At 65.1% G+C, this 25,085-nt stretch carries 24 protein-coding genes, 2 tRNA genes and 1 pseudogene; 9 read left to right on the top strand and 18 right to left on the bottom strand.

Going from position 1 to position 25,085, the window contains the following annotated elements; all coding sequences use genetic code 11:
- Positions 1-52: 52 nt before the first annotated feature.
- Genes hisIE through FA87_RS06055 form a run of 9 tightly spaced genes read right to left on the bottom strand, consistent with a single transcriptional unit; the run spans position 53 to position 7,385 of the window.
- Positions 53-658 carry a bifunctional phosphoribosyl-AMP cyclohydrolase/phosphoribosyl-ATP diphosphatase HisIE gene (gene hisIE, locus FA87_RS06095; RefSeq protein ID WP_036114619.1) on the bottom strand — a complete coding sequence of 202 codons (606 nt, stop codon included), beginning with the start codon at positions 656-658 and terminating at the stop codon, positions 53-55.
- Complete coding sequence (hisF, locus tag FA87_RS06090) at positions 655-1,425, bottom strand: imidazole glycerol phosphate synthase subunit HisF (protein ID WP_036114622.1); 771 nt, start codon at positions 1,423-1,425, stop codon at positions 655-657. The genes hisIE and hisF overlap by 4 nt, the downstream gene beginning before the upstream one ends.
- The gene (gene hisA, locus FA87_RS06085) at positions 1,419-2,171 is read right to left on the bottom strand and encodes a 1-(5-phosphoribosyl)-5-[(5-phosphoribosylamino)methylideneamino]imidazole-4-carboxamide isomerase (RefSeq protein WP_043693087.1); all 753 of its coding nucleotides are present in this window, start codon (positions 2,169-2,171) and stop codon (positions 1,419-1,421) included. The genes hisF and hisA overlap by 7 nt, the downstream gene beginning before the upstream one ends.
- Positions 2,168-2,758, bottom strand: coding sequence for an imidazole glycerol phosphate synthase subunit HisH (gene hisH / locus FA87_RS06080; RefSeq protein ID WP_036114628.1), 591 nt, complete (start codon positions 2,756-2,758; stop codon positions 2,168-2,170). The genes hisA and hisH overlap by 4 nt, the downstream gene beginning before the upstream one ends.
- The gene (gene hisB / locus FA87_RS06075) at positions 2,758-3,822 is read right to left on the bottom strand and encodes a bifunctional histidinol-phosphatase/imidazoleglycerol-phosphate dehydratase HisB (RefSeq protein WP_043693084.1); all 1,065 of its coding nucleotides are present in this window, start codon (positions 3,820-3,822) and stop codon (positions 2,758-2,760) included. Before hisB ends, hisH begins: the two co-directional genes overlap by 1 nt.
- On the bottom strand, positions 3,819-4,877 hold the full coding sequence (gene hisC, locus FA87_RS06070; RefSeq protein WP_043693081.1) for a histidinol-phosphate transaminase: 1,059 nt from the start codon (positions 4,875-4,877) through the stop codon (positions 3,819-3,821). Before hisC ends, hisB begins: the two co-directional genes overlap by 4 nt.
- Positions 4,874-6,181 carry a histidinol dehydrogenase gene (gene hisD / locus FA87_RS06065; protein WP_043693078.1) on the bottom strand — a complete coding sequence of 436 codons (1,308 nt, stop codon included), beginning with the start codon at positions 6,179-6,181 and terminating at the stop codon, positions 4,874-4,876. Before hisD ends, hisC begins: the two co-directional genes overlap by 4 nt.
- A complete protein-coding gene (gene hisG / locus FA87_RS06060; RefSeq protein WP_036114639.1) occupies positions 6,178-7,071 on the bottom strand; it encodes an ATP phosphoribosyltransferase in 894 nt (297 codons plus the stop codon). The genes hisD and hisG overlap by 4 nt, the downstream gene beginning before the upstream one ends.
- A complete protein-coding gene (locus FA87_RS06055; RefSeq protein ID WP_036114643.1) occupies positions 7,068-7,385 on the bottom strand; it encodes a YerC/YecD family TrpR-related protein in 318 nt (105 codons plus the stop codon). The genes hisG and FA87_RS06055 overlap by 4 nt, the downstream gene beginning before the upstream one ends.
- A gap of 149 nt (positions 7,386-7,534) precedes the next feature.
- Between FA87_RS06055 and FA87_RS06050 the strand changes: the two genes are divergently transcribed.
- Entirely contained in the window at positions 7,535-8,236 is a 702-nt protein-coding gene (locus tag FA87_RS06050) for a response regulator (RefSeq protein ID WP_051943797.1), read from the top strand.
- Here FA87_RS06050 and FA87_RS06045 read toward each other — a convergent pair whose 3' ends face one another.
- Entirely contained in the window at positions 8,237-10,132 is a 1,896-nt protein-coding gene (locus tag FA87_RS06045) for an aromatic amino acid lyase (RefSeq protein WP_043693075.1), read from the bottom strand.
- A gap of 33 nt (positions 10,133-10,165) precedes the next feature.
- Positions 10,166-11,557: a histidine--tRNA ligase gene (gene hisS / locus FA87_RS06040; protein WP_043693073.1), complete on the bottom strand. Its 1,392-nt coding sequence runs from the start codon at positions 11,555-11,557 to the stop codon at positions 10,166-10,168.
- Between the two features lie 158 nt (positions 11,558-11,715).
- Between hisS and FA87_RS06035 the strand changes: the two genes are divergently transcribed.
- A tRNA-Pro gene (locus tag FA87_RS06035) sits at positions 11,716-11,792 on the top strand.
- Between the two features lie 104 nt (positions 11,793-11,896).
- On the opposite strand, the gene FA87_RS06030 is transcribed toward FA87_RS06035, so the two are convergent.
- The 7 genes from FA87_RS06030 to FA87_RS06000 all read right to left on the bottom strand — a co-directional run bounded on the left by FA87_RS06030 (position 11,897) and on the right by FA87_RS06000 (position 18,001).
- Positions 11,897-12,301, bottom strand: coding sequence for a globin (locus tag FA87_RS06030; protein ID WP_043693070.1), 405 nt, complete (start codon positions 12,299-12,301; stop codon positions 11,897-11,899).
- A gap of 178 nt (positions 12,302-12,479) precedes the next feature.
- Positions 12,480-12,572 (bottom strand) — tRNA-Ser (locus tag FA87_RS06025).
- Between the two features lie 77 nt (positions 12,573-12,649).
- Complete coding sequence (csrA, locus tag FA87_RS06020; RefSeq protein ID WP_036114720.1) at positions 12,650-12,853, bottom strand: carbon storage regulator CsrA; 204 nt, start codon at positions 12,851-12,853, stop codon at positions 12,650-12,652.
- A 302-nt stretch (positions 12,854-13,155) separates the two neighbouring features.
- Complete coding sequence (gene alaS / locus FA87_RS06015) at positions 13,156-15,789, bottom strand: alanine--tRNA ligase (RefSeq protein WP_043693067.1); 2,634 nt, start codon at positions 15,787-15,789, stop codon at positions 13,156-13,158.
- Positions 15,790-15,860: 71 nt separating this feature from the next.
- Positions 15,861-16,367, bottom strand: coding sequence for a regulatory protein RecX (locus FA87_RS06010; protein ID WP_036114731.1), 507 nt, complete (start codon positions 16,365-16,367; stop codon positions 15,861-15,863).
- On the bottom strand, positions 16,354-17,394 hold the full coding sequence (gene recA, locus FA87_RS06005; RefSeq protein WP_036114733.1) for a recombinase RecA: 1,041 nt from the start codon (positions 17,392-17,394) through the stop codon (positions 16,354-16,356). The genes FA87_RS06010 and recA overlap by 14 nt, the downstream gene beginning before the upstream one ends.
- Before the next feature lie 97 nt (positions 17,395-17,491).
- Entirely contained in the window at positions 17,492-18,001 is a 510-nt protein-coding gene (locus FA87_RS06000; protein ID WP_043693065.1) for a CinA family protein, read from the bottom strand.
- Between the two features lie 283 nt (positions 18,002-18,284).
- Here FA87_RS06000 and FA87_RS05995 point away from each other — a divergent pair, with 283 nt between their 5' ends.
- The 7 genes and pseudogenes from FA87_RS05995 (at position 18,285) to FA87_RS05965 (ending at position 25,085) form a co-directional block, all read left to right on the top strand.
- On the top strand, positions 18,285-18,950 hold the full coding sequence (locus FA87_RS05995) for a hypothetical protein (protein ID WP_043693063.1): 666 nt from the start codon (positions 18,285-18,287) through the stop codon (positions 18,948-18,950).
- A gap of 12 nt (positions 18,951-18,962) precedes the next feature.
- Positions 18,963-20,132 carry a peptidoglycan-binding protein gene (locus FA87_RS19805; RefSeq protein WP_052191178.1) on the top strand — a complete coding sequence of 390 codons (1,170 nt, stop codon included), beginning with the start codon at positions 18,963-18,965 and terminating at the stop codon, positions 20,130-20,132.
- 1 nt (position 20,133) lies between these two features.
- Positions 20,134-20,685, top strand: coding sequence for a hypothetical protein (locus FA87_RS05985; protein ID WP_043693060.1), 552 nt, complete (start codon positions 20,134-20,136; stop codon positions 20,683-20,685).
- A gap of 758 nt (positions 20,686-21,443) precedes the next feature.
- Positions 21,444-21,860, top strand: a pseudogene (locus FA87_RS05980) (hypothetical protein); the annotation flags it as partial.
- 134 nt (positions 21,861-21,994) lie between these two features.
- Complete coding sequence (locus tag FA87_RS05975; protein WP_079523013.1) at positions 21,995-23,032, top strand: type IV secretion system protein; 1,038 nt, start codon at positions 21,995-21,997, stop codon at positions 23,030-23,032.
- The gene (locus tag FA87_RS05970; RefSeq protein WP_239708995.1) at positions 23,032-23,841 is read left to right on the top strand and encodes a TrbG/VirB9 family P-type conjugative transfer protein; all 810 of its coding nucleotides are present in this window, start codon (positions 23,032-23,034) and stop codon (positions 23,839-23,841) included. The genes FA87_RS05975 and FA87_RS05970 overlap by 1 nt, the downstream gene beginning before the upstream one ends.
- Positions 23,838-25,085 carry a TrbI/VirB10 family protein gene (locus tag FA87_RS05965; protein WP_043693058.1) on the top strand — a complete coding sequence of 416 codons (1,248 nt, stop codon included), beginning with the start codon at positions 23,838-23,840 and terminating at the stop codon, positions 25,083-25,085. The genes FA87_RS05970 and FA87_RS05965 overlap by 4 nt, the downstream gene beginning before the upstream one ends.

The following is a 25,085-nucleotide window of genomic DNA, read 5'->3' as shown; positions in this document are numbered from 1 at the left end:
GCTGGCTCCTACAGAAGCCGTCTGCCGGACGGCTTTACCCTTCCGCATCGGCTCAGCGGTGTCTCTCGATCAGCTTCTTCGCCACCGCGTCGAAGCCGATACCGCGGGCACGCAGTACCACCATCAGATGAAACACCAGGTCGGCCGCTTCGCCGATCAAGGCGTCGTCGTCTTCGGCGACGGCGGCGAGCGCGGTTTCCACGCCCTCCTCGCCGACCTTCTGCGCGATACGCCGGATGCCGCCCTCGAACAGCTTCGTCGTGTAGCTGCCCTGGGGCCGCTCGGCATGCCGCGATGCAACCAGCGCGTCGAGCTCTCCCAGAAAACCGAGCGACGGCGCCACGTCATCGCCGAAACAGCTTGTCGTGCCGTTGTGGCAGGTGGGCCCGGCCGGCACCGCACGCACGAGAAACGTGTCCGCGTCGCAGTCCAGACGCACGTCGACCAACGTCAGCGTATCGCCTGACGTCTCGCCTTTCGTCCACAGACGCTGCTTGCTGCGGCTGAAGAACGTCACGAGACCCACCTCGCGCGTCTTCGCCAGGGCGGCCTCATCCATGTAACCCAGCATCAGCACCTCGCCGGTCCGCGCATGCTGCACGATGGCCGGGAGCAAACCGTCGCCCTTGGCGAAATCCGGTGTCGTCGTCTCGCTCATAGTCTTACCTCGATACCCTGCGCACGCAGTTCGCGCTTGAGCGCGGGAATGCCGATGTCGCCACTGTGGAAGACGCTGGCGGCGAGTGCCGCATCGACGTCCGCGAGGCGGAACACCTCGGTGAAATGATCCGGCGCGCCCGCGCCACCCGACGCGACCAGTGGCACGCGACTCAGTGCGCGCGCGGCTGCCAGTTGTTCGATGTCATAACCCCGGCGCACCCCGTCGGTGCCCATGCAGTTCAGCACGATTTCACCCGCACCCAGCGCCTGCACTTCCTCGATCCAGTCGAGAGTGCGTTTGCGCAGCGCTTTCGTACGCGACGGATCGCCCGTGTACTGGCGCACACGCCACTCCCCGTCGTCATCGCGCAGGCTGTCCACGCCGACGACCACGCATTGCACGCCAAAGGCGTCAGCGATTTCGGCGACCAGTTCAGGACGCTCCAGTGCCGGCGAGTTGATGGAAATCTTGTCGGCACCCGCATGCAGCACGTCACGCGCGTCATCGACGCTGCGGATGCCTCCGGCCACGCAGAAGGGAATATCGATTTCGCGCGCCACGCGTTCGACCCAGTCGCGATCCACACGGCGGCCTTCCGGGCTCGCGGTGATGTCGTAAAACACAAGCTCGTCGGCGCCCTCATCGCGGTAACGCAGTGCGAGCTCGACGATCTCGCCGACCACCACGTGATCGCGGAATCGCACACCCTTGACCACCTGCCCGTCGCGCACATCGAGGCAAGGAACGATACGACGGCTCAGCATGATGCGTTCGCCTTTTCGGCGGCCACGAAGGCATCGGACAGGGCGAACGCCCCTTCCAGGAGGGCACGCCCGAGAATCACGCCGGCGACGTCCTGCAGCGCGAGCGTGGCGATATCTTCCAGCGAACGGACTCCGCCGGAGGCCTGCACATCCATGCCCGGCGCCAGCGTCGCCAGGTGGCGATACAGCGCGAGATTGGGCCCGGTCATCGTGCCGTCGCGGTCGATGTCCGTACACAGCAGGTGGCGCGCACCGGCGGCGCGATACCAGGGCACCAGGTCGTCGAGCGTTCGCTCCTCGTCGGCGGTCCAGCCCGCACTCGGCAGCTTCCACAGGCCATCGCGGAAACGCGTATCCAGCGCCAGCACGATGCGTTCCGCGCCGTAGCGACCGATCCATGCGGCGACGGTTTCAGGATCGCGCATGGCGATGCTGCCGACCACGACGCGCTGTACGCCGGCGTCGATCAGACGACGGACACCGTCTTCGTCACGCACGCCACCACCGGCCTGTACGCGTAAACGTCCGCTGGAAGCGATACCCGCGAGGGTGGAAAGGTTCTCGAAGCGGCCCGTGCGGGCACCATCGAGATCGACCACGTGCAGCCACGAAGCACCCTCGTCGGCGTAATGCGCGGCAAGCGCTTCAGGCTCGAAGGCGAAGGTCGTCTGCTGGGCATAGTCACCCTTGAACAGACGCACGACTTTGCCTTCGCGCAGATCGATGGCAGGAATGGGAAGTGTCATAGCGAGAGAAAATTCCGCAGGAGCTGGGCGCCGACACCGGCCGAACGCTCGGGATGGAACTGCATACCCATGAAATTACCGGACGCGACGACGGCGGAGAACGGGGTCCCGTGCTCGCTCGACGCCAGCGTGTAATCGCCCGTGGGCACGGCGTAGCTGTGGACGAAATACGCGGTGTCGCCTTGCCTCAGACCGGCCGTCAGACGATGATCGCCGGTCGCCACCAGAGTGTTCCAGCCCATGTGCGGGACACGTAAACCCGGCTGCTCCGCGAAGCGACGCACCGTCGCGGGAATCATGCCCAGGCACTCCGTGTCGCTTTCCTCCGAACGGGCACACAGCAGCTGCATGCCGAGGCACACGCCAAGCACCGGCTGAGTCAGCCCGCGCATGACATCGACCAGGCCCGCCTCGCGCAGCATGCGCATGCCGGGAGCCGCCGCACCCACGCCCGGCAGGATCACGTGCGTGGCGTTACGGATGCGATTCGCGTCGGAGGTCAGTTCGGCATCGGTGCCGAGACGCTGGAGCGCGTACCGCACCGAACCGATATTGGTACCGCCCGCGTCGACGAGGACCACGCGCATCAGAGACTCCCCTTGGTACTCGGCAGGTCCGCACCCTCGCGACGGATCGCCTGGCGCAGCGTACGCGCGACCACCTTGAAGCAGCCTTCGACCATATGGTGCGCGTTATCGCCGTGCACGGTGAGGTGCAGGTTGGCGCCCAGCGTCTCGCACAGCGAACGGAAGAAATGCGGCACGAGCTCAGTGGGGACATCGCCGACGCGCTCACGCGGGAACTCGCCTTCGAACACGAAATACGGACGCCCCGACAGATCCAGCTCGGCGCGCGCCGCGCTCTCGTCCATCGGCAACGCAAAGCCGTAGCGGCCGATGCCGCGCTTGTCGCCCAGGGCCTGCTTCAGGGCCTGCCCCAGCGCCAGCGCGGAGTCTTCGATGGTGTGGTGTTCGTCGATGTGGGTGTCGCCATCGCAGCGCAGCTGCAGGGCGAAGCCGCCGTGCTTGCCGATCTGTTCGAGCATGTGATCGAAGAAGCCCAGACCCGTGTGAATCTCCGGATCCGCCACGCGGTCGAGATCGACCGACACGCGAATCGACGTTTCTTTCGTCTTGCGCACGACCTCGGCGGTACGCGGCGCATCGAGCAACGCGTGCGCCAGCTCGGCCCAGCTCATGCCCTCGGGACCGACCCGGAGACCGCGCACGCCCATGTTCGCGGCGAACGCCAGATCGGTCTCGCGATCCCCGACCATGGCCGACTGCGCACGGCTCCAGCCGTCGTCCGCCAGCCAGTGCCGTGCGAGACCGACACCCGGCTTGCGTGTATCGAGATTTTCATGAGCGAAGCTGCGGTCGATCAGCTGCTCGCGAAAGGTAATGCCCTGCGAAGCGAGAATACGCAGCAGCAACGCATGCGGACCATCGAACGAGGCCTGTGGGAAGGCATCCGTCCCGAGGCCGTCCTGGTTGGTAACCATCACCAGTTCGTAGCCGGCCGCGACACAGCGCTGAAGCGCGGCGATTACGCCCGGCAACAGCGCCAGCTTTTCGTAGCTGTCGATCTGCTGGTCCGCGGGCTCTTCGATGAGGCAGCCATCGCGGTCGACAAAGAGGATCTTGCGGCTCATGCCCCGGCTCCCAGCACGGCAAGCACGCGGTCGTTCTCGTTGCCCGTGCCGATGGTGATGCGCAACGCGTCGCCGAGGCCCGGGTATCTCGTGATGTCGCGCACCACGACACCGGCGGCGAGCAGTCGGCGATAGGTACCCGCCGCATCGTCGAAGCGTACGGCGAGGAAGTTCGCGTGCGACGGGAGGACTTCACGCACACCCGGCTGCGTGGCGAGCGCCCTGGCCATCCGGGCGCGCTCGTTGAGCAGTTCGTGCACGTGATGGCGCTGCACGCGGCGTCCTTCGTACGACAGCGCCGCCAGCGCCGCGTCCACGCACGGGGACGGCAGCGGATACGGCGGAATGATCCGGCGAAGCAGGGCCACGACCTCGGCCCGTGCGATCAGGGTGCCGACGCGAGCACCTGCCAGCGACCAGGCCTTGGACAGGGTTCGCAGCACGGCGATGTTGTCGAAGTCGTCGATCAGCGAGGCGGCGCTGCGCGTGCCGCTGAACTCGAGATAGGCCTCATCGACGACCAGTAACGTCCTGCCCTGCAGCTCGCGGGCCAGGCGTTCGATGGTGGCGAGTTCGACCAGGTTGCCGGTGGGGTTGTTCGGCGAGCAGACGAAGACGAGCTTCGTCGTGTCGGTGACGGCGGCGAGCAAGGCGTCGGGATCGAGCTTGCCGGACGCATCCAGCGGCGATTCGATCACCCCGGCCGCCTGTACACGTGCGCAGACGGCATACATGCCGAACGTCGGCGGCGAGATCGCGATCGAGTCCTGACCTGCCTGGCAGAACGCGCGGACCAGCAGGTCGATCGCTTCGTCGCTGCCCCGGGTGACCAGGAGGCGCTCGCTGGTGCTGCCGTAAAGATCGGCGAGCGTTTCGACGAGACCGCGCGGCTGCGGGTCGGGATAACGATTCAGGCCTTCGCCCCCGGGCACGTTCGGCGAACGGGCCGACTCGTTGGCGTTGAGCAGCACCGTGCCCCCTTGCGCTTCCATGCGGGCGCTGGAATACGGCGTGATGGCACGGATATCGGGACGGGCGAGATCGAGCACGCTCATGCGACGGCATCCATAACGGCAAGGCGCAGGGTCACCGCGCGACGATGGGCTTCGAGTTGTTCCGCTTCGGCGAGGATCGCCGCACACGGACCGATGTTGCGCAGGCCTTCGGCGGTGACTTCCTGCACGGTGACCTGTTTCTGGAAGCTGCCCACGGAGACACCGCTGTAGCTGCGCGCGTAGCCGTAGGTCGGCAGGACATGGTTGCTGCCACTGCAGTAGTCACCGACGGATTCGGGCGTCCATTCGCCGAGAAAGACCGAGCCGGCGGATTCGACGTCGTCGAGCAGCGCCCGCGGTTCGGCCGTCTGGATGATCAGGTGCTCAGGCGCGTAGCGGTTGCTTACCTCGACGGCTTCCGCGAGATCGCTCACGAGGATCAGGCGACTCTCGTACAGCGCCATGGCGGCGACCTCGGCACGCGGGAGTTCCCGGCGTTGACGCTCGACTTCCGCCTCGACGCGGTCGAGAAGACCGGCTGACGGACTGACCAGCAAGACCTGAGAGTCCGGCCCATGCTCTGCCTGCGACAGCAGGTCGGCGGCAACGAAGCGCGGGTCGGCGCCGGCGTCGGCGATCACCAGTACTTCCGACGGGCCAGCGGGCATATCGATGGCGGCACCGGAGGGATCGCCGGCCGCCTGCAGTTTGGCTTCGGTCACCCAGGCATTGCCGGGACCGAACAACTTGTCGCAACGCGGAACGGACGCCGTGCCATAAGCCATCGCGGCGATCGCCTGCGCACCGCCGAGCTTGTAGACGCGGTGCACGCCCGTCGTTTTCGCCGCGAACAGCACGGCATCGTCGCAGCGGCCGTTGGCCTGCACCGGCGTGCACAGCACCACATCGCGGCAACCGGCGATGGCGGCGGGGACGCCGAGCATGATCGCCGTCGACGGCAGCGGCGCGCCACCGGCCGGAACGTACAGGCCAACGCGGCGAATGGGACGAAGCACGCGTTCGACGCGCACGCCCGGCGCCGTATTCACACCGACTTCGGTCGGTGCGGCGGCACGGTGGAAGGTATCGATACGTTCCGCGGCTTCGCGCACCGCCGCTTTCAGTTCAGGCGACAGACGCGCTTCCGCCGCGGCGAACTCCGCCTCGGTGACCGCGAGGTCGTCGAGCGTCGTGCCGTCGTAGCGTGCGGTGAGTTCGCGCAGCGCATCGTCACCGCGGGCGCGCACGTCGGCGATGATCGCCTCCACACCATCACGCAGTTCCGCCGCGCGGGACTGCGCCGGGCGGGCGAGCGCGGCGTCGCGGCCATTTTCGTCGAGGGTCTTCCAGTCGATCCGTTTCATGCCAGCATCTTCTCCACCGGCAGCACCAGCATGTCGCGGGCACCGGCGCGTTTCATGTCTTCCAGCTGGCGCCAGCTCACCGAGCCGGCACACAGCGCCTGCAGCACGACCTGATCGGGCGAGCCGTCGACCTGCGTGAGCGTGGGCACCGGCGTCCCTGGCAGGAGGCGGGTGATCTCCGCCAGCGCGGCGCGCGGCGCCTGCATCAGGATCAGGCGCGAGTCGCGCACCTGGATGACGCCATCCAGACGACGCAGCAGCAGTTCGGCGATCTCACCGCGCTCGTCCAGCGGCAATTCCGCGTGGCCGGCGAGGACGGCTTCGCTCTCGATCACCACGGCGGTCTCGCGCAACTGGTTCGCGACCAGCGTCGCGCCGCTGGAGACGAGATCGCAGATGGCGTCGGCGGTGCCGAGGCGCGGCGCGATTTCCACCGAGCCATTGAGCATGACGACTTTCGCATCCACGCCGTGCGCGCGCAGCCATTCGCCGGTCAGCCCGGGGTATGACGTCGCGATGCGCTGTCCTTCGAGCTGCGCCGGGCTTTCGTAGGCGTCTTCCTGCGGCACGGCGATGGACAGACGGCAGTGACCGAAACCCAGTGAGCGCAGTTCGTCGATGCCCGTGCCGGCCTCGGGATTGGACAGCTGAAATTCGCGCAGGACATTGCGACCGACGATCCCGAGGTCGCACACGCCTTCGGCGATCAGGCCGGGAATGTCGTCATCGCGAACGAGCAGGAGGTCCACCGGCTCGCCTTCGCCGAAGCAGAACAGCTTGTCGCGGCTCTGGCGGAACTTGAGGCCGCAACGGGCCAGCAACTCCTGCGCGGGCTCCGTGAGGCGCCCCGATTTCTGCATGGCGATGCGCAGTCGATCACGCGGCTTCATACGGCACTCCCGGCATTGCGGCGGGCGGCGGCGGCCATGTAGCCCCCGCTGCCCTGGTTGAGGTACCGGGCGACCCGGCCAATGGTGGTGATGCTGACGGCCGTACGCTCATGGATTTCGCGGTACGAACGGCCTTCGAGCAGGAATGGCACCACGCGCCAGCGATCGACCATGACTTCGATCTCGGCCGGCGTGCAGAGGTCATGCAGAAAGGCTCGCATCTCCTCGATCGTGGCCAGGCCGGCCAGGGCTTCGCACAGGCTGGTTTCCGCCGAATCGGCGGGCGTCTCAGGGTCGAGTGAGCGACGCTTCATAGTGTACTAATGCGTTAATACGATAACGCATCCTAACTTGAGCAACCGGTTCGTGGCAAGCGCCGACAGAGAATTGCGCTTTTCTTCCATATACCGCATCGCAGCACCCGGCCAACATGGCGGCCATCTCCAAGCCGTGAGCCTTATCCATGCGTAGTACCGTGATCATCGCGGACGACCACCCGGTCGTGGTCGCGGGGGTCGAAACCGTGCTGAAGTCGCATCGCTACGACATCGTCGCGCGCGTCCACAACACCGACGCCCTCTTCCACGCCCTGGCCGATTACCCGTGCGACGTCGTCGTGACGGACTTCTCCATGCCCGAAGGCAGCCGCCCGGATGGCATGCCCATGATCCGGCGCATCCGTGCGATGCGTCCGGACACCGGCATCGTCGTACTCACCATGCTGTCGAACACGGCCATGCTGCGCAGCCTGCTCGACGCGGGCGTGGCGGCCATCTTCGACAAGCGCACCAATCTGCGCGACATCCCGGTCGCCGTGCATGCGGCCAACGTCGGGCGCTCCTACCTCAGCCCGGCCATCCGCCGGCTCTTCCACGAGGCGGACTGCGCGGCGGCGCAGGAAGAAGAACTCGCCACCCGGCTGTCCCCCCGTGAAATCGAGGTGCTGCGCGGGTACGCGCAGGGCTACCAATTGCCCGAGATCGCCTCGGCCATGGGTCGCAGCATCAAGACGATCAGCCGGCAGAAGCGCTCGGCCATGAGCAAGCTGGGCCTCGTCAACGACGCCCAGCTCTATCACTACCTGGCCGGCATCCGCGCCGACAAACTCGACGACTGGTCCCCGACCGACGAGGCCGCCGCCAGCCTCAACTTTTTCCCGCCGTGATCAGGCCGCGGCGACGAGACGCCCGGAGGCCACCAGTTCGCACATCAGGCGGACTTCGCCATCCATCGCACGATCGCGCTGCATGAAGGCGATGTGCTGGCGAAGAGCCGCCAGTGCCTCGCGCACGGCGACACCGCCATGGAAATCCTCGGCGACTGCGAGGGCGTCCATCAGCGCGCGCACTTCGGTTTCGAAGCGCGCGTAGTGCGGCGAGTCGGTACGCGGCGCTCCGGCGATTTTCGACGCGAGCGCCTGCCAGTCACCGCGCATCGCAAGGGTACGCGCGGCGTTGAGCATGTCCTGGCGGTATTCGAGCGCCTGCGCGGCGGTATACAGCTCCATCGCCAGCACGTGGCCGAGGTCCTCGGTCATCTCCAGCACGTGACGGGCCTCGTTGGCACCCATGGACACGTGGTCTTCCGCGTTGGCGCTGGTCGGCACCGAATAGACGGAGGCCGGGTGCGCGCGCGTGGCGAGGTCGTTGACCAGCGCCGCCGCGGTGTACTGCACGATCATGAAACCGGAATCCGTGGCGTCTTCATTGCCGATCAGGAAGGCCGGCAGGCCGTCGTTATTCGCGGGATCCACCAGCTTGGCGGTGCGACGCTCCGAGATCGAGGCGAGTACCGGAATCGACGCCTTGACGTAGCTCATCGCCAGCGCGAGTGGCATGCCATGGAAGTGACCGGCGGAAATCACCTGATCCTCGATGACCTCGGCGTTCTCGGCATCGGGGAAGACCAGCGGGTTGTCGGTGACGGCGTTGAGCTCGACGTCGAACACGCGACACGCCTGCTCCCACGCGTCGCGCACGGCACCATGCACCTGCGGCGCACAGCGCAGGCAGTACGCGTCCTGCGGCTGATGCTTCTTGCCGCCCTTGAACGGGAGGAAGCGGGAGTAGAACGCTTCCTTGCCGTGCCGCTGCGTGGCCGGTACCCAGTCCCAGCCGATGTCGAAGCGATACGTCTGGTCGGCGGGATCCGCCCACGAGTCCGACAGCCACGGACGGAAGCGCGGCACCATGTGGTACGCGATGTCCGCCAGCGTTGAACCTTCGAGCAGACCGCGTATGTTGCGTGCCGCCGCCACCTGCCCCGGATGGGGGCGCAGCGCATGCACCTGTTCGGCGTAAGCGCCCGTACGGCCAGCGAACGCGTCGAGCGTCATCGCGGCCGCCAGGTCCGCCGTGCGGATCAGCATGTCCATCGTGTCGAGCGCGAGCACGCCCGTGGCCAGCATCTGCGTCGTGCCGTTGTTGAGCGCAAGACCTTCCTTGAAGGACAGGCGCACCGGTTCGAGACCGGCACGCTTCAGCGCCTCGGCACCGGGCAGGCGCTCGCCCTGATAAAAGGCTTCGCCACCACCCAGCAGCACGATGGCCAGATGAGAGAGCGGAGCCAGATCGCCACTGGCGCCGACGGAGCCCTTTTCCGGAATCACCGGGATGATGTTACGGTTGAGCAGCTCGGCGAGCGCACGCAGGGTTTCCACGCGAATGCCGGAGTGTCCCTTCATCAGCGTGTTGACGCGGATGGCGAGCATCGCGCGCACGACGTCTTCAGCGAAGGGCTTACCCACGCACACCGCGTGGGTGATGATCAGGTTGTGCTGCAGTTCTTCCAGCAACGTGCCTTCGCGCGGCTCCGGATTACCGCCGGGCAACTCGTCGCGCACGCGATGCGCACCGAGCAGCTTGTCGGCATTGCTGCCGAAGCCCGTGGTCACTCCATAGATCGGCTCGCCCCCACCGACCTTCTCGGCGAGAAAGTCGGCCGCGCGCCTGACCTTCACCAGCTGCGCGTCGTCGAGACGAATCGAAGCGCCGTGGCGAGCGATAGCGGCGACCTGGGCGCGCGTGAGGCTACGTCCGTCGAGAAGAATGCTGCTGGTCATGGGGAATGCCGTGCGGTGGGGGTATGAGAAAGCTCAGCGACCGATTTCGGCCTGGGCCAGTTCGACGCGCAACGTCTTGACCAGGTCGGCGCGAGCCACCTCGAACTGATCTTCGCGACGAAGATCCTTCACGGTGACCACGCCCTTCGCGATCTCGTCTTCGCCCAGCACCACGACGAAGCGAATGCCCGCCCTGTCCGCGTACTTGAACTGCTTGCCGAGCTTGCCGCCCTCGAGCACGACCTCGGTGGCGATGCCCGCGTTGCGCAGTTCCGTCGCGACGGCGAGATAGGTCGGCAACTGCGCCGCGTCCATCTGCGTCACCAGCACGTCCACCGTGCTCTGCGCGGTCGAGATCAGGCCGGCGTCACGCAGCTGCCAGTAAAGGCGCGTCAGGCCGATCGAGATGCCGACGCCCGGCAGATGCGACTTCGTGTACTGACCGGCCAGATTCTCGTAGCGGCCACCCGAGCAGATCGAACCGATGCCGGGATGATCGTTCAGCGTGGTCTCGTAGACCGTCCCCGTGTAGTAATCGAGGCCGCGGGCGATCGACAGGTTCAGTGCGAAATGCGTCTCCGGCACGCCGAAGTCGCGGATCATCGTCAGGACTTCCTTCAGCTCGGCCCTGCCCTGCTCAAAGGTTTCCGAACCGGCACCCAGCGCGTCGAGATGCACAAAGGCGTTATCGACCGAGGTGGAACGTACCTGCACGAAGGCGAGAATCTTCGCCGCCACGTCGGCCGACAGGCCGAACGCCTCACCGGTCAGCGTGTCGCGCACATAGTCCGGACCGCGCTTGTCGAGCTTGTCGACTTCGCGCAGCACGAGCATCTGCTGCTCGGCGTCGGCGATGCCGAGGTTTTCGAAGTAACCGCGCATCAGCTTGCGGTTATTCAGCTGAATGGTGAACGGACCGATGTTGAGGTCGCGGAACACGCTGTAGATGACCGCCGGAATCTCGGCGTCGTAACGCACCGAAAGCGAGTCCTTGCCGATCACGTCGATGTCGCACTGATAGAACTCGCGGAAGCGTCCGCGCTGCGCGCGCTCGCCGCGATAGACGCGCTGCATCTGGTAGCGACGGAACGGGAAGCTGAGGTCGTGCTCGTGCTCGGCCACGTAGCGCGCCAGCGGCACGGTGAGGTCGAAACGCAGGGCCAGCTCGGGTACGCCGCCCTTGTCCTTCTCCGCCGCCGCGCCCAGCGCACCGGTGGACTGCACGAAGTAAACCTGGCGCTCCGTCTCGCCGCCGGTCTTGGTCAGCAGCACATCGCTGTGCTCGATCACCGGCGTCTCGATCGGCAGGAAGCCGAATTTCTCATAGTTACGGCGGATCGTGTCCAGCATGCGCTGAAACGCGATCTGATCGAGCGGCAGGAGCTCGAGGACACCGGGCATGGTGCGGGCCGGGGTGAGTGCCATGCAATTCCTCTTCGGACAGGCTTATACGGAGGCCGCCACGCGGCAGCCGCATAGATTAGCAGATGGCCACAGCCCCGCCCCGGTAGGCAATGCGTGAAAAAAGTTGAAGCGACCTGTTGCCATTGATCGGGAGCATGGCTAATATACGCGGCTCCCGTCGGGGTGTAGCTCAGCCTGGTAGAGCGCTACGTTCGGGACGTAGAAGTCGCAGGTTCGAATCCTGTCTCCCCGACCAATGAATTCGTTCATTATGAAAACGCCGGCCTAGTGCCGGCGTTTTTGTTTGCGCGGGATCCGGCCTGCGAACGACCCGCAGGCACAGCCGCCTGGCGATCCGCGTCAGTAGGCGACGGCGAAGGCGTGCGTCACGGCGCTCATCGCCGCACGCCAGCGCACCTCCAGTTCCGGCGTGAGCTGATCGTCACGCTCACGTACCGCCTGCAGCAGACTGTCGAGCCAGTACGCGTAGTACTCCGGCGGTACCGGCGCCCTGCCCGTGCGGGCATGGACGCGAATCATCTCATCGACCGGGCGTTTCGCCATACCGTCGCCGGCGGCCCAGGAGATCGCCAGGCTGATGCCGCGGCGCAGGGCCATGTGTTGCTTCTGGAAGTCGGTCGTGGCGAACAGGAGCGCGAGGCCGGGGTCGCGGGACAGGAGTATCTCGTAGAAGCGCCCGATGAAACCGCGCGTGCGCAGGCAGCGACCGTAGCTGACCTGAAGGTCGTCGTATCCGGAGGACATGGGAGGCTCGCTTTGGACAAAAGCTGCGAGCTTAGAAAGGTGCGGCGCGGGCTGCCCCGACCTCGGTCAAATTATGGGGCGCGAGGGTCACGGGTCGCGCGCGGGGCGCGCTCCTACATGACTCTGGAAACGGTGGTGTGGAAACGCAAAACGCCCCGTTAGGGGCGTCTTGCGTAACTGGCGGAGAGTGAGGGATTCGAACCCTCGATAAGGCTTTTGACCCTATACTCCCTTAGCAGGGGAGCCCCTTCGGCCACTCGGGCAACTCTCCGGGATGTTTCGTAAAGGACCTGCCTTCACGAGCCGGCAAGGATACTTAACCTTGGTCGACTCGTAAAGCCTCAGACCTTACTGGTCGTGGTCGTCCCCGGAATGGCCGCCGGCGTCGCCTTCGTTCTTGATGCGCTGGTAAATCTCTTCGCGATGGACTGCGACATTCTTCGGTGCATTGATGCCGATGCGCACCTGGTTACCTTTGACACCCAGAACGGTGACGGTCACCTCGTCGCCGATCATCAGGGTTTCACCGACCCGGCGGGTCAGAATCAGCATGATTGATACTCCATAAAATCAGGTATTGGCTTCCCCACCAACGACAACCTCACCCCGAGTGCTTGCCGTCGATGGATTGACGTTTCGACCATCGAAGGCCGAACTGCCTTCCCCGGCTCTAGTTGTGTGTGTCGCTGACCAGCTGTCCTGCCATTCCGATCCGAAGGACCGACACCGAAAATTACGTTCGGCATTCGGATCATACTAGCTGAGCCAATCCAGCGTAAGCAACGCACACAGCCGTGAAGACGTGTACCAAAGCGCCTTTACGGCACTTTGGTACGGGTCCATCTATCTCCCGTTCAGCGCAGACGAGCTTCCACCCACGCAGGGATGCTTTCGAGAATACCGGGAAGCGCCGGGCTGTCGACGCCGCCACCCTGGGCCATGTCAGGGCGGCCACCGCCCTTGCCGTCGATCTTCGAGGCCACTTCGCCCACCAGATCGCCGGCCTTGACCCGGCCCAGCGCGGCGCCGCCGACGCCTGCCACGAGTGCAACGCGACCATCGACCGCACCTGCCAGCACGATGGCGCAATCGCCGAGCTGCTGCTTGAGCACATCGACACTGTCGCGCAGCGACTTGGCATCGAGACCTTCAATACGGGCGGCAACGACTTTGATACCGGCGACATCCACCGCCGAGGCGGCGAGATCGGCCGAGGCGGAACTGGCCGCCTTGGCCTTGTAGGATTCGATTTCGCGCTCGAGCTTCTTCTGTCGATCGAACAGCTGACGGAGTTTTTCGACAACTTCGTCACCGGTCGCGGCAAGCAGTCCGGAGACCTCGCCGAGGACGCGTTCTTCATCCGAAACACGTGCCATGGCTCCCGCGCCGGTCACCGCCTCGATGCGTCGTACGCCAGCGGCGACGCCGGATTCCGCCACGATCTTGAACAGACCGATGTCGCCCGTCCGGGACACGTGCGTACCGCCGCAAAGCTCCGTTGAGAAGTCGCCCATCTTCAGCACGCGCACTTCGGCACCGTATTTTTCGCCGAACAGCGCCATGGCGCCGAACTCGATGGCCTCGTCGTAGGCCATGTTGTGCACTTCGGCGGCGTCGTTGTGGCGAATCTCGTCGTTGACCATGCGCTCGATCAGCGCGAGCTCGTCGGCGGTCAGCGCCTTGAAGTGGGAGAAATCGAAACGCAGGCGCTCAGGAGCCACCAGCGAGCCCTTCTGCGAAACGTGGTCGCCCAGGACGGTGCGCAGCGCGGCGTGCAACAGATGGGTCGCCGAATGATTCAGCACCGTGGCCTGACGCTGCGAGGCGTCCACCGCGGCGCCTACGATGTCGCCCTTGTTCAGCGGCGCGGACCCCTGCCAGGTTCCGAAGTGCGCGAAGAACGCGCCACCGACCTTCTGCGTATCGGCCACGGCCAGCGCGCCCGAAGGATTGCGCAGGACGCCGGTATCGCCCACCTGGCCGCCCGACTCCGCGTAGAACGGTGTACGGTCGAGCAACAGGAAAGCTTCTTCGCCGTCGGAGAGGCGATCCACCGACTTGCCGTCACGGACGATCGCGAGCACCCGGGCATCGCTCAGCTCGAGGCTGTCGTAGCCGGTGAAAACCGTCGGCGACACCGCGCTGGCGACTTCCGCGGGCAACTGGGCCCTGGTCGAGAAGTTGCTGGCGGCGCGAGCACGCGTGCGCTGCTCGCCCATGGCCTGCTCGAAGCCGTCCATGTCGACGCTCATGCCGCGCTCGCGGGCGATGTCGGCCGTGAGATCCACCGGGAAGCCGTACGTGTCGTACAGACGGAAAGCGTCGACGCCGGGAATCACCTTTTCCGCCCGGGATGCGATGTCGTCGAACAGACGCATGCCGTGCTCGAGGGTTTCGCCGAAGCGCTCTTCTTCGTTCTTGAGCGCCTGCTCAACGAACGCCTGCTTCTTCGCGATATCCGGATAGGCCTCACCCATCTCGGCGACCAGCGGCGCGACCATCTTCCAGAAGAACTCGCCCCGCACGCCCAGCATCCAGCCGTGGCGCAGGGCGCGACGGATGATGCGGCGGAGCACGTAGCCACGACCTTCATTGGAGGGCAGCACGCCGTCGACGATGAGGAACGAGCAGGCACGGATATGGTCGGCGATGACGCGCAGCGACTTGTTCGAGAGGTCGGCGGTGGCGGTCAGACGACCGGCCTCGGCGATCAGATGGGCGAACAGGTCGATTTCGTAGTTGGAATGCACGTGCTGCAGCACGGCGGCCAGGCGCTCGAGACCCATGCCGGTGTCGACGCAGGGCGCCGGCAGCGGCGTCAGCGTGCCGTCCGGGGCACGGTCGAACTGCATGAAGACCAGGTTCCAGATCTCGATGTAGCGGTCGCCATCCTCGTCGGGCGAGCCCGGGGGGCCACCGGCCACGTCGGCACCGTGGTCGAAGAAGATCTCCGTACACGGACCGCAGGGGCCCGTGTCGGCCATCTGCCAGAAGTTGTCGGAGGCGAACGGCGCACCCTTGTTGTCGCCGATGCGGACGATGCGGTCCACCGGGACACCGACCTCCTTGTTCCAGATATCGAAGGCCTCGTCGTCCGTGTGGTACACGGTGACCCAGAGGCGCTCGGCCGGCAGCTTGTAGACGTCGGTGAGCAGCTCCCAGGCGAAGCGGATGGCGTCGCGCTTGAAGTAGTCGCCGAACGACCAGTTGCCCAGCATTTCGAAGAAGGTGTGGTGGCGGGCGGTGTAGCCCACCGCGTCGAGGTCGTTGTGCTTGCCGCCCGCCCGCAGGCAGCGCTGGACGTCGGCCGCACGGACGTAGCCTGGCTTTTCGCTGCCGAGGAACACGTTCTTGAACGGCACCATGCCCGAGTTCGTGAACAGCAACGTGGGATCGTTCGACGGCACCAGCGATGCCGAAGGCACGATGGTGTGGTCCTTGGAACGGAAGAATTCGAGGAAGGTCGAACGGATTTCGGCGGTTTTCATGAGCGATCGTGGCTTGGAAGCTGCGAGACGCGTTACGTCGACGCTCCGTCCAGAATCAAGGCTCGTTGCCTTCAGTCGTCGTCGGCGTCTTCCGCATCGGCGTGGGTTAGACCACGTACTGTGGCGGCGGCGAAGCCGCGACGCAAGAGGAATTGCGCCCGCCGCGCCCGTTCAGCGGGGTCGGCCGAGGATCCGCCATAGCGCCGACGCAGCTGACCGGCGGCCAGATCGTCCCAATCGATGTCCGTTTCCTCCATCAACTGGCGGATCGTGGCATCGCTGACGCCCTGACTGCGAAGTTCGGCCCGGATCCGTGCCGGCCCATAGCCCTGCCCGGCCCGACTGCGGAACAACGAGGCGGCGAAGCGATCGTCGTCCTGGTAGCCCTGGTCGCCCAGCCGCTCGACGGCGGCGGTCGACTCGTCACGCGTAAAACCGCCGCGATCAAGCTTCTGCCTGAGTTCGCGGCGGGAGTGTTCGCGCCGGGCAAGCAGCCCAAGCGCCTTGTCGTACGCGGTGCGGGTGGGGCGATCGGCCTTGCCGTCGCCCTTCCCCGCGCCTTTATCAGACTTCCTCAAGCTCGTCGGCCTCGGTCGAGGCTTCGGACTTCGGACCGGCCTTGACCAGCAGACGCGCGCGTAGTTCCGCGTCGACTTCGTTGGCCATGGCCGGGTTGTCGCGCAGGAACTGGCGGACGTTTTCCTTGCCCTGGCCGATGCGATCGCCCTTGTAGCTATACCAGGCGCCCGACTTGTCGATCAGGTTCTCCCGCACGCCCAGCTCGATGATCTCGCCTTCGCGCGAAGTGCCCTCGCCGTAGAGGATCTCGAACTCGGCCTGGCGGAACGGCGGAGCCACCTTGTTCTTGACGACCTTGACGCGGGTCTCCGAACCGATGACTTCGTCACCCTTCTTGACCGCGCCGATACGGCGAATGTCCAGACGAACCGAGGCGTAGAACTTCAGCGCGTTACCACCGGTGGTGGTTTCCGGGCTGCCGAACATCACGCCGATCTTCATACGGATCTGGTTGATGAAGATGACGAGGCAGTTGGTCTTCTTGATGTTGGCCGTGAGCTTACGCAGGGCCTGGCTCATCAGACGGGCGTGCAAGCCGACGTGGGAATCGCCCATTTCGCCCTCGATTTCCGCCTTGGGGGTCAGCGCGGCCACCGAATCGACCACGACCATGTCCACGGCGCCCGAGCGAACCAGCATGTCGGCGATTTCGAGCGCCTGCTCACCGGTATCCGGCTGGCTGACGAGGAGATCGGCGACGTTGACGCCCAGCTTCTCGGCGTAGCTCGGATCGAGCGCGTGCTCGGCGTCGACGAAGGCCGCCGTGCCGCCGTTACGCTGGCAGGACGCGATGGCCTGCAGGGTCAGGGTCGTCTTACCGGAGGATTCCGGGCCGTAGATTTCGACCACACGGCCACGCGGCAGGCCGCCGATGCCCAGGGCGATATCGAGGCCGAGCGAACCGGTGGACACGGTATCGATGTTGTCGTCGACACGGTCGCCCAGACGCATGACCGCACCCTTGCCGAACTGCTTTTCAATCTGGCCGAGGGCACTCGCCAGCGCCTTGCGCTTATTGTCGTCCATCGTGGTATCCGGTCTCGTGTGTAGGTGAGTATCTTGCCGGACCGTCGTCTCAGGGACTGCGATCCGCAATCCCCAAGTTTGCCATAGCCCGGACGGTTCAGCCCTTCAGTTCCGCGGTCATTCCAGCAAGTGCGGCCGCGACCGTCTGCCGCCGCACCGCCTCGCGGTCACCATCGAAATGGTGAAGCGTGGCGTGGGCATAGCCCCCGCGGCGCTTCCAGCCGATCCAAACGGTGCCGACAGGTTTGTCTGGCGTGCCGCCGGACGGGCCCGCGATGCCGGTCACCGCCACCGCGACCCCGGCGCCATACCGGGCCAGTGCACCGGACACCATTTCCAGCACGGTCTCCTCGCTGACGGCGCCCGTCCGCTCCAGTGTGCGCGGGTTGACCCCGAGCAGCGACTCTTTCGCGCTATAGCTGTAGGTCACGACGCCGGCTTCGAACCACGCGGAACTACCGGCCAGATCGGTCAGCGTCTTGGCGATCCAGCCGCCCGTGCAGGACTCGGCGGTCGCGACCATCACCCGGCGCTCCTCGGCGGCGGCGGCGACCTCCTGGGCCAGCGCCATGAGTTCGGCATCGGTGGGCATGAGGTCAACGGCCATCCGGGGATCCTGTCGGGCAAAGAGAGAACTTCTAACCCGGAAGGTGGCGGGCTGTCGATGCGAAGCCAACCCCAATCCGGACGATTTTTCAGAAAAGTTCTATGTACGACGCATTGTCGCGTCCGGCCAACGCCGCTACGATGGCAACCCATGATTGGCATGCAACGACGATCCTGAGTTGCCAATCCGTCGTCGCAAGCCGGTCCAGAGCGCCGCCCTCCCCTACCAACGCGTACTGCCCATCAAACCGTCTGCTTCGGCAGGCGCAGGAAGAAGCACCCTCATGAAAAGGAACGTCACTCGCAACGTGGCGCGGCTTCGCGTCGCTGTCGCCACCGCCCTGTTCGTCAGCACGCGGCCGTTCGCGCTGCCCGCGCCGCCGCTGCCGACCGTCCCGGACGACGTCCGCGCCGCTCTCGCGCCCGACGACCTGGTGCTCGCCTTCAAAACCGGCGAGTTGACCGGCAACGGCACGAAAGGGCTCGTCGTTGCCGTCTACCCCGGCGCACGTTACGTGGAAGAGCCCCGTCATGGCGGAAACAACCCATGCAAGCTGATCGTGTTCACCGATCACGAGGGCACGTGGAAGGAAACGGCTCGCAGCGACAGCGCGGTTGACTGCGTCAACAACCCTTACATGAGTCGCCCGCAGGAAATGATGGGCATTTACGACCTGGAAATCGCCGCCGGCACCATCCGCTGGGCAAACGCGACCCATCGCCAACATCACACGTTCGAGTTCACTTACGACGGCACCAGAAAGCGGTGGATCGTCCATGCGATGACCCAGGACTTCCCTGTTGAGCGCTCAGCCGACCCCGACGCGCCCCTAGGCGCCGCCCACGGCGAAATCGTCTCGCCTCGCGACTTTCCCGTCACTCCGATGGAAGACCTCGATCCCGACCGCCTCTGGCCTCTGCTCGTCAAACACACCTCAACCACGTTCTGAGCGGAGGGAACCGTGAGCACATTCAACCAACACTCGACGACACTGCTGAAGCGCGCGATCGACAAAGGAATCACCTCGCCCGCCGAGCTGGCCAATCTCATGGGCCAGGCCTCGGTGGAGTCGATGAACTTTCACCGCGTGAACGAAAGCATGATGTATTCGAGCGCCGATCGCGCGCTCAGCCAGATCAAAGGCCTTGGTTCCAGACACACCCGCGAGGAGGTCGACGCGGCACTGGCTACGCGAGATCCCGAGACCATCGCAAACCTCCTTTACGACACCCACCCCACGCTTGGTAACCGGGAGCCCGGGGATGGCTGGCGTTTTCACGGGCGCGGCGTGATCCAGCTGACCGGACGCTCCAATTACGAGAAGTTCGGGCGACTCGTGGGCGTGGACCTGGTCGAGCACCCGCACCTTGCCAGCGACCCCGACGTTTCCGCCGATGTCGCCATCGCCTACTGGAAGGAACGATGCAGAGACATCGATCCTACGGACGTACGCGCGGCGACCAAGGCCATCAATGGCGGCAGCAATGGCTACGCCGAGCGCGTCGCGGCGGTGAATCACTGGTCGACCGTCATCACGCCCGAGCTCGTCGAAGGGATCCGTAACCAGACCATCGGCACCGAAGACCTCATGGCGATGAGTGCGTCGCACCAGGCGCCGACTTCTTCCACGCTGCGCGAAGGCGCTCGTGGGGATCGGGTCCGTGAACTCCAGACGCAACTGCATGACCTCGGCTACGCGGTGCGCCCGGATGGCGCTTACGGCAACGCCACGCGGCTCGCCGTCATGGCGTTTCAGCAGAACCACGACCTGGTCGTCGACGGGATCGCGGGATTGCGGACGCTCGATCAAGCCAGGACGGCGCATGAAACGCTCATGCAGAACAGGGGCCCATATGTCAGCGCACCCGACAGACCTGATGGAAATGTCACGCGGCAGACGTCGACGCACGACATGTTCGAGGCATTGTGCCGTTCGGGCGCCGAGGGCGACGTGGACGCCTTGTGCCGGGTCGGTCGGATCTATGGCGAAACGTTGGACGGGCAGACCTGGCTACTTCAGGGAGAACGGAGCAACCAGCAGGCCCTGACCGATTCGCTCCCGGTGCAGCCCGCAGCGGAACAGGCACCTACTCAGGTCGCGGAGCAAAGCGCTCCAGCGATGGCGCTCTGACATGCTGCCGATGACCCGGACCGACGCTGAAGAGATCACGGTCAAGCTCGGCATGTTCGCTTCCGGCCTGCAGGGCCTGGGCGAGCGCCTGACGCGACAGGCGGAGTTGTCGCACGCCGAACTTGTCCGCGCGGCGGAGTCGCTCGCACTGACCGCGGAGACAAGCGCACGCGACGCGACCGCCGAACTTGCCCTGCGCGCTGGCGACGCGATCGTCGCCAGCGCCGCCGCTGCCGCCGGCGATCTCGAGCGTGCGATGACGCAGGCGTCGACCCGGCTGACACGTGCAAGTACGGCGCTGGAAGCGAACGTCCACGCCCTGAGACGCCTGCACGCCATCAGCGCGTGGAAGGCGCTGGCCGCCGCAGGCGCGGCGGCGGCCTTCGCGATCTGTGGCGCCTGCGTGCTCAGCTGGACGACTTACAAGCGTATGGACGACGCCGCGTGGTTCGACGAGGTGCAGGAAGCGCGCGCGCATGGGCGCCTGCAACCCTGCCCTGAAGGCGGCGTGTGCGTCTACGTCGGTAAACGCTGGCACCGCCTGGGCCACTGAGGGCACCGGTTGGCCGTTGCTCACATGTTTTTCAGGGCGGCGCACATTGCCATCACCGGCGCTCCTCCTTCAGCATGGCACCCCCGTTTTTGAATGCGGCAAAAACTCAGCCAGAGACACGGCTGTCGCACGAGTGACATCGCAAAGTGACAACGTTTGCATACCCCCGGAAGCGTGCGTCTTGGTTTCAAGCGCAACCTTCACGAGACATACACATTCCAAACGTTCTCGTAAGCCTTAACGCACGGCAAGAATGTGATCTGCGTCAACTTTCGGTTAGTTCAAGACATGATAAGGGCTGGATTTGTGTGATATTCGCCACAGAAAACGGTTATACAGCCCACTAGTCAGGAATGCGACGTTGCGCTATCTTAACAACGTGGACTGAGATCCGCAGAAGCGTTTTGGGGAATCACTGGTTCGGTGCGGCAACTGCGAGTGGCGATATCTCTATCGCTCCGGGGGTCGTGCGGCCATTCTTTGCTGGCACGTAATGCAAGGGCGCGCAGGCGCTCGATACAGGATGTTCTATGGATGATTTGCATATCGCTCGGGGCCGGTTGGCCCGAGGTTCCAGCTCCTCCAGGGGAGTCCTTTGCCGTTGGCGCGCGTCGCGCCACGGCTCATCGACCGATACCGGTCTGGCAAGTCGCCAGGCCGCACGTTCCGTCGTCATTTTCGTAGCGATGTAAACGGTTTCTCGACCCCGCGTCCGGGCTTCCGCGACGAGGGCCGCTGATGTTTTCTGTTTGCTTTTCATGACTTACGAGCCACGCGTGAAAAAAATCCTGCACCCTGCCCTTACTCTCTTCCTCGTCTCCGGGTTTGTCCTGCTGCTGTCCGCATGCGGCACGCCGCCGGCGAAGGACTTCGGCGGTCGCTGGCGTCCGGTCAACAAGTACGACGACAAGGTGGTCGAGATCCCGCTCGCCGTGCCGTACACGTATTACGCGGCGCCGATGGACGGGACGCTGAAGACGATGCTGACTCGGTGGACCACCGATACCGGCATGAAGCTGGCGTACAAGCTCCGCTCCGACTTCACGCTGCCCAAAACCACGTCCGCCATACACACGACGGAGGTCCGCGACGCCGCGTCACAGCTCAGCGCGATCTACGCCGCGCAGGGCGTCGCAGTGGTCGTCGACGGACCGCAGTTGATCGTCGAGGAAGTGAGCGCGATCGCCCCGCCGACCGCGCCTGCCGCGCCGGCTCCGGCATCGGCGCCCAACGCCGCCGTCTCCACAGGCGATGCGGGCAACGTCGCCGCGACGCCCGATTCGAAGTAACCGCCAGGCAGCGCACTCACATGCTCAAGAAGAAAAGTTCGCCGAAGATCGACGCCGCCGTGCAGCAAAGCGTCAACTTCGAAGTTACCGTTGCCGACATGGCCAGGCGCAGCGAGCGCCGGGCCTGGATCGTTGCGCTTTGCTCGCTCGGGGTCTCGTGCATTCTTGTGGGTGGCTATTTCTACATGCTGCCGCTCAAGGAAAAGGTGCCGTACATCGTGATGGCCGACCCGTACTCGGGTACGAGCTCGCTCGCGCGCCTCACCGAAGACCTGGTCAACAAGCGGGTCACTACGAACGAAGCCGTCAATCGCAGCAACATCGCGCACTTCGTCCTGGCTCGCGAGGCTTATGACATCGCGCTGACCAACATGCGCGACTGGCCCACCGTGCTGACCATGGCCGCACCCGACGTTGCGCGGCCTTACATGAATCTGCACTCGACCAACAACGACAACAGCCCTTACAAGCTGTACGGCAAGAACAAGGCCGTTCGCGTCAAGATACTCAGCATCGTGCTCATTGGCGGTGGCCAGGGCTCGCCCCCGAAGGGCGCCACCGTGCGCTTCCAGCGCAGCATCTACGACAAGACCAACGGCGCCACGTCAGTTCTCGACAACAAAATCGCGACGATGGAGTTCTCTTACAACCCGAACCTCCGCATGGACGATCAGAGCCGCGTCGAGAATCCGCTCGGCTTCCAGGTCACGAGCTATCGAGTCGACAACGATTACGGCTCGACGCCGCCGGCCGAAGTACAGGTCAATCCAGCGGCTACGGTCAACCCGAACGCGCCCGTCGCGCCGACCGCCCCGGGCGTGGATCCCGACGACCTGCCCGCCGCGGGTGCGGCGCCCCAGAGCGCTGCTCCGCAGGGTTACGCGCCCGGCGCGGCGACCAACGACACCCTTCAGCGCAGTGCGATGCCGACGGCTCCCATTCCGGTCGACGGCGCCTACGCCGCACCACCCTCCGCAGGAACCCCGGTTCCCGTGCCTTCCAACGCCGCACCTGCGGCTCGTTCGCCCCGTAGCGCCGCCAATGGAGGGCGCCGTTGATGAATCGACCAATCAAGCTGAGTCTGCGCACCGCCGTTGGTGCAGCCGCGATGTGCCTGGCGCCGTTCGCCATCGCCCAGACCGAGCAGAGTGCTCCCACGGCCGCGATGCAGGCGGTGACCGGCGTCACGTCCTATGAATACCAGCCCGATCGCATCTATCAGGTACGCACCGGCCTCGGCATTTCCACCCAGATCGAACTCAGCCCGAACGAAAAGATCCTCGACTACAGCACCGGCTTCAGCACGGGCTGGGATCTCACCCGGCGCGACAATGTGTTCTACGTCAAGCCGAAGAACGTCGACGTCGACACCAACATGATGATCCGTACGGCGACCCACTCGTACATCTTCGAGCTGAAGGTCGTGGCGACGGACTGGAAGACCCTTGACCAGGCTCGCCGTGCCGGCGTGCAGTACAAGGTCGTGTTTACCTATCCGTCCGACACCAGCTTCATGTCGGAAGCCAAGAAGGTCGAACAGGCGCCTGCGCTCGACACCTCGCTGGTCAAGGGTCGCGATTACAACTTCGACTACGACTTCGCAAAGACGCGCAAGACGCCGCCCTGGCTCGTGCCGATCAACGTGTACGACGACGGCCGCTTTACGTACATCAAGATGCCGGACCTCAAGCAGTTCCCCACGGGAAACTTCCCCACGGTGTACATGCGCGAGAAGGAACACGGCGAAGACGCAGTGGTTAATACCACCGTCGAGGGCAACACCATCGTCGTCCATGGCACGTACGCCTACCTGGTCATCCGCCACGACAGCAATGTCGTCGGTCTGCGAAGGAACACAAAGAAGTGAGCCCGAACAACCCCTATCACCCGGACGAAGAATCCAACGGCAGCAACGTGCCGCCGCAGGATCGTGCCGCCGAGCAGCACGATCCACTGGCAAACAACCCGTATTCGAACAATGCGCGTCAGACGCGACAGCCGGACCTCGACAGCGCCGCACCGCAGCTGACCTCGAACGACATGCAGCGCATGAATCGTAAGGCGCTGGGCCTGCTGGCGAGCATTGCCTTGCTCTTGCTGGTGATCGGTTTCTGGGTATTCGGCGGCAGCAGCACCAAGACCCCGCCGAAGGTCCGCGAAGAAACGGTCAGCATCCCCGAGGCACCGCGCGCTCCGCCGCCGATGCCGCCCGAGAATGCGCCGACTCCGCCGCCCGCGGATCCCATCGCACTGAAGGCACCGCCGGTCCCGTCGCAGATGCCGCCCATGCCGACGCAGCCGGAAGCGCCGCGTGGGCCGAGCCTGCTCGAACGTCGCATCGCTGCGTCTAACGGTGGTACCAGCGGTGTTGCAAACGCACCGTCCTCCGAAGCGCCTGGATTCAACTTGCCGCCGGGGCTGCTCGGTCAGCAGGCAGCTCCGCCCCCACAGATGAGCGCCAATGGCAATCTGGCCTATACCGCAAAGGAACTGCCCGACGTGTCGAGCGCTTCGCCGCTCACGCACCCGGACACGATCATGCTGCGCGGCACGTTTATCCGCTGCGTGCTCGAGACCCGGATCATCACGGACATCCCGGGCTTCACGTCCTGCGTCGTGACCGAGCCGGTGTACTCCTTCACCGGCAAGCGCCTGCTTCTGCCCAAGGGCAGCAAGGTGATGGGCAAGTACGAAATGGAACCCAGCGGCCCGCGTGTCGCGGTCATCTGGGACCGTATCGTCACGCCCACGGGTATCGACGTGAATATGGCTAGCCCAGGTATCGACGCGCTCGGTGGCGCCGGTCATCCGGGTTACTACAACGCGCACTGGGGTAGCCGTATCGGCGCCGCCCTGCTGATCAGCCTGCTCAGCGACGCGTTCAAGTATGAAGCTGCGGAACACGGCCCAAAGAGCACGACAATCACCAATGGTGTCGTCACCCAGACACCTTTCGAGAGCAATACCGCGGACACCATCCAGCAGCTGGCCAATCAGGCCGTGCAGCGCCAGGCCAACCGCCCGGCGACTGTCACGATCAACCAGGGTACGGTGCTGGCAATCTACGTCGCCAAGGATGTCGACTTCACCGGCGTGGTCGCGAGGTATTGA

The sequence above is a fragment of the Luteibacter sp. 9133 genome (assembly GCF_000800155.1).
Classification (GTDB): Bacteria; Pseudomonadota; Gammaproteobacteria; order Xanthomonadales; family Rhodanobacteraceae; genus Luteibacter; species Luteibacter mycovicinus.
The sequence above is the reverse complement of the archived record's forward strand: the minus strand, read 5'-3'. Positions and strand labels throughout refer to the sequence as shown.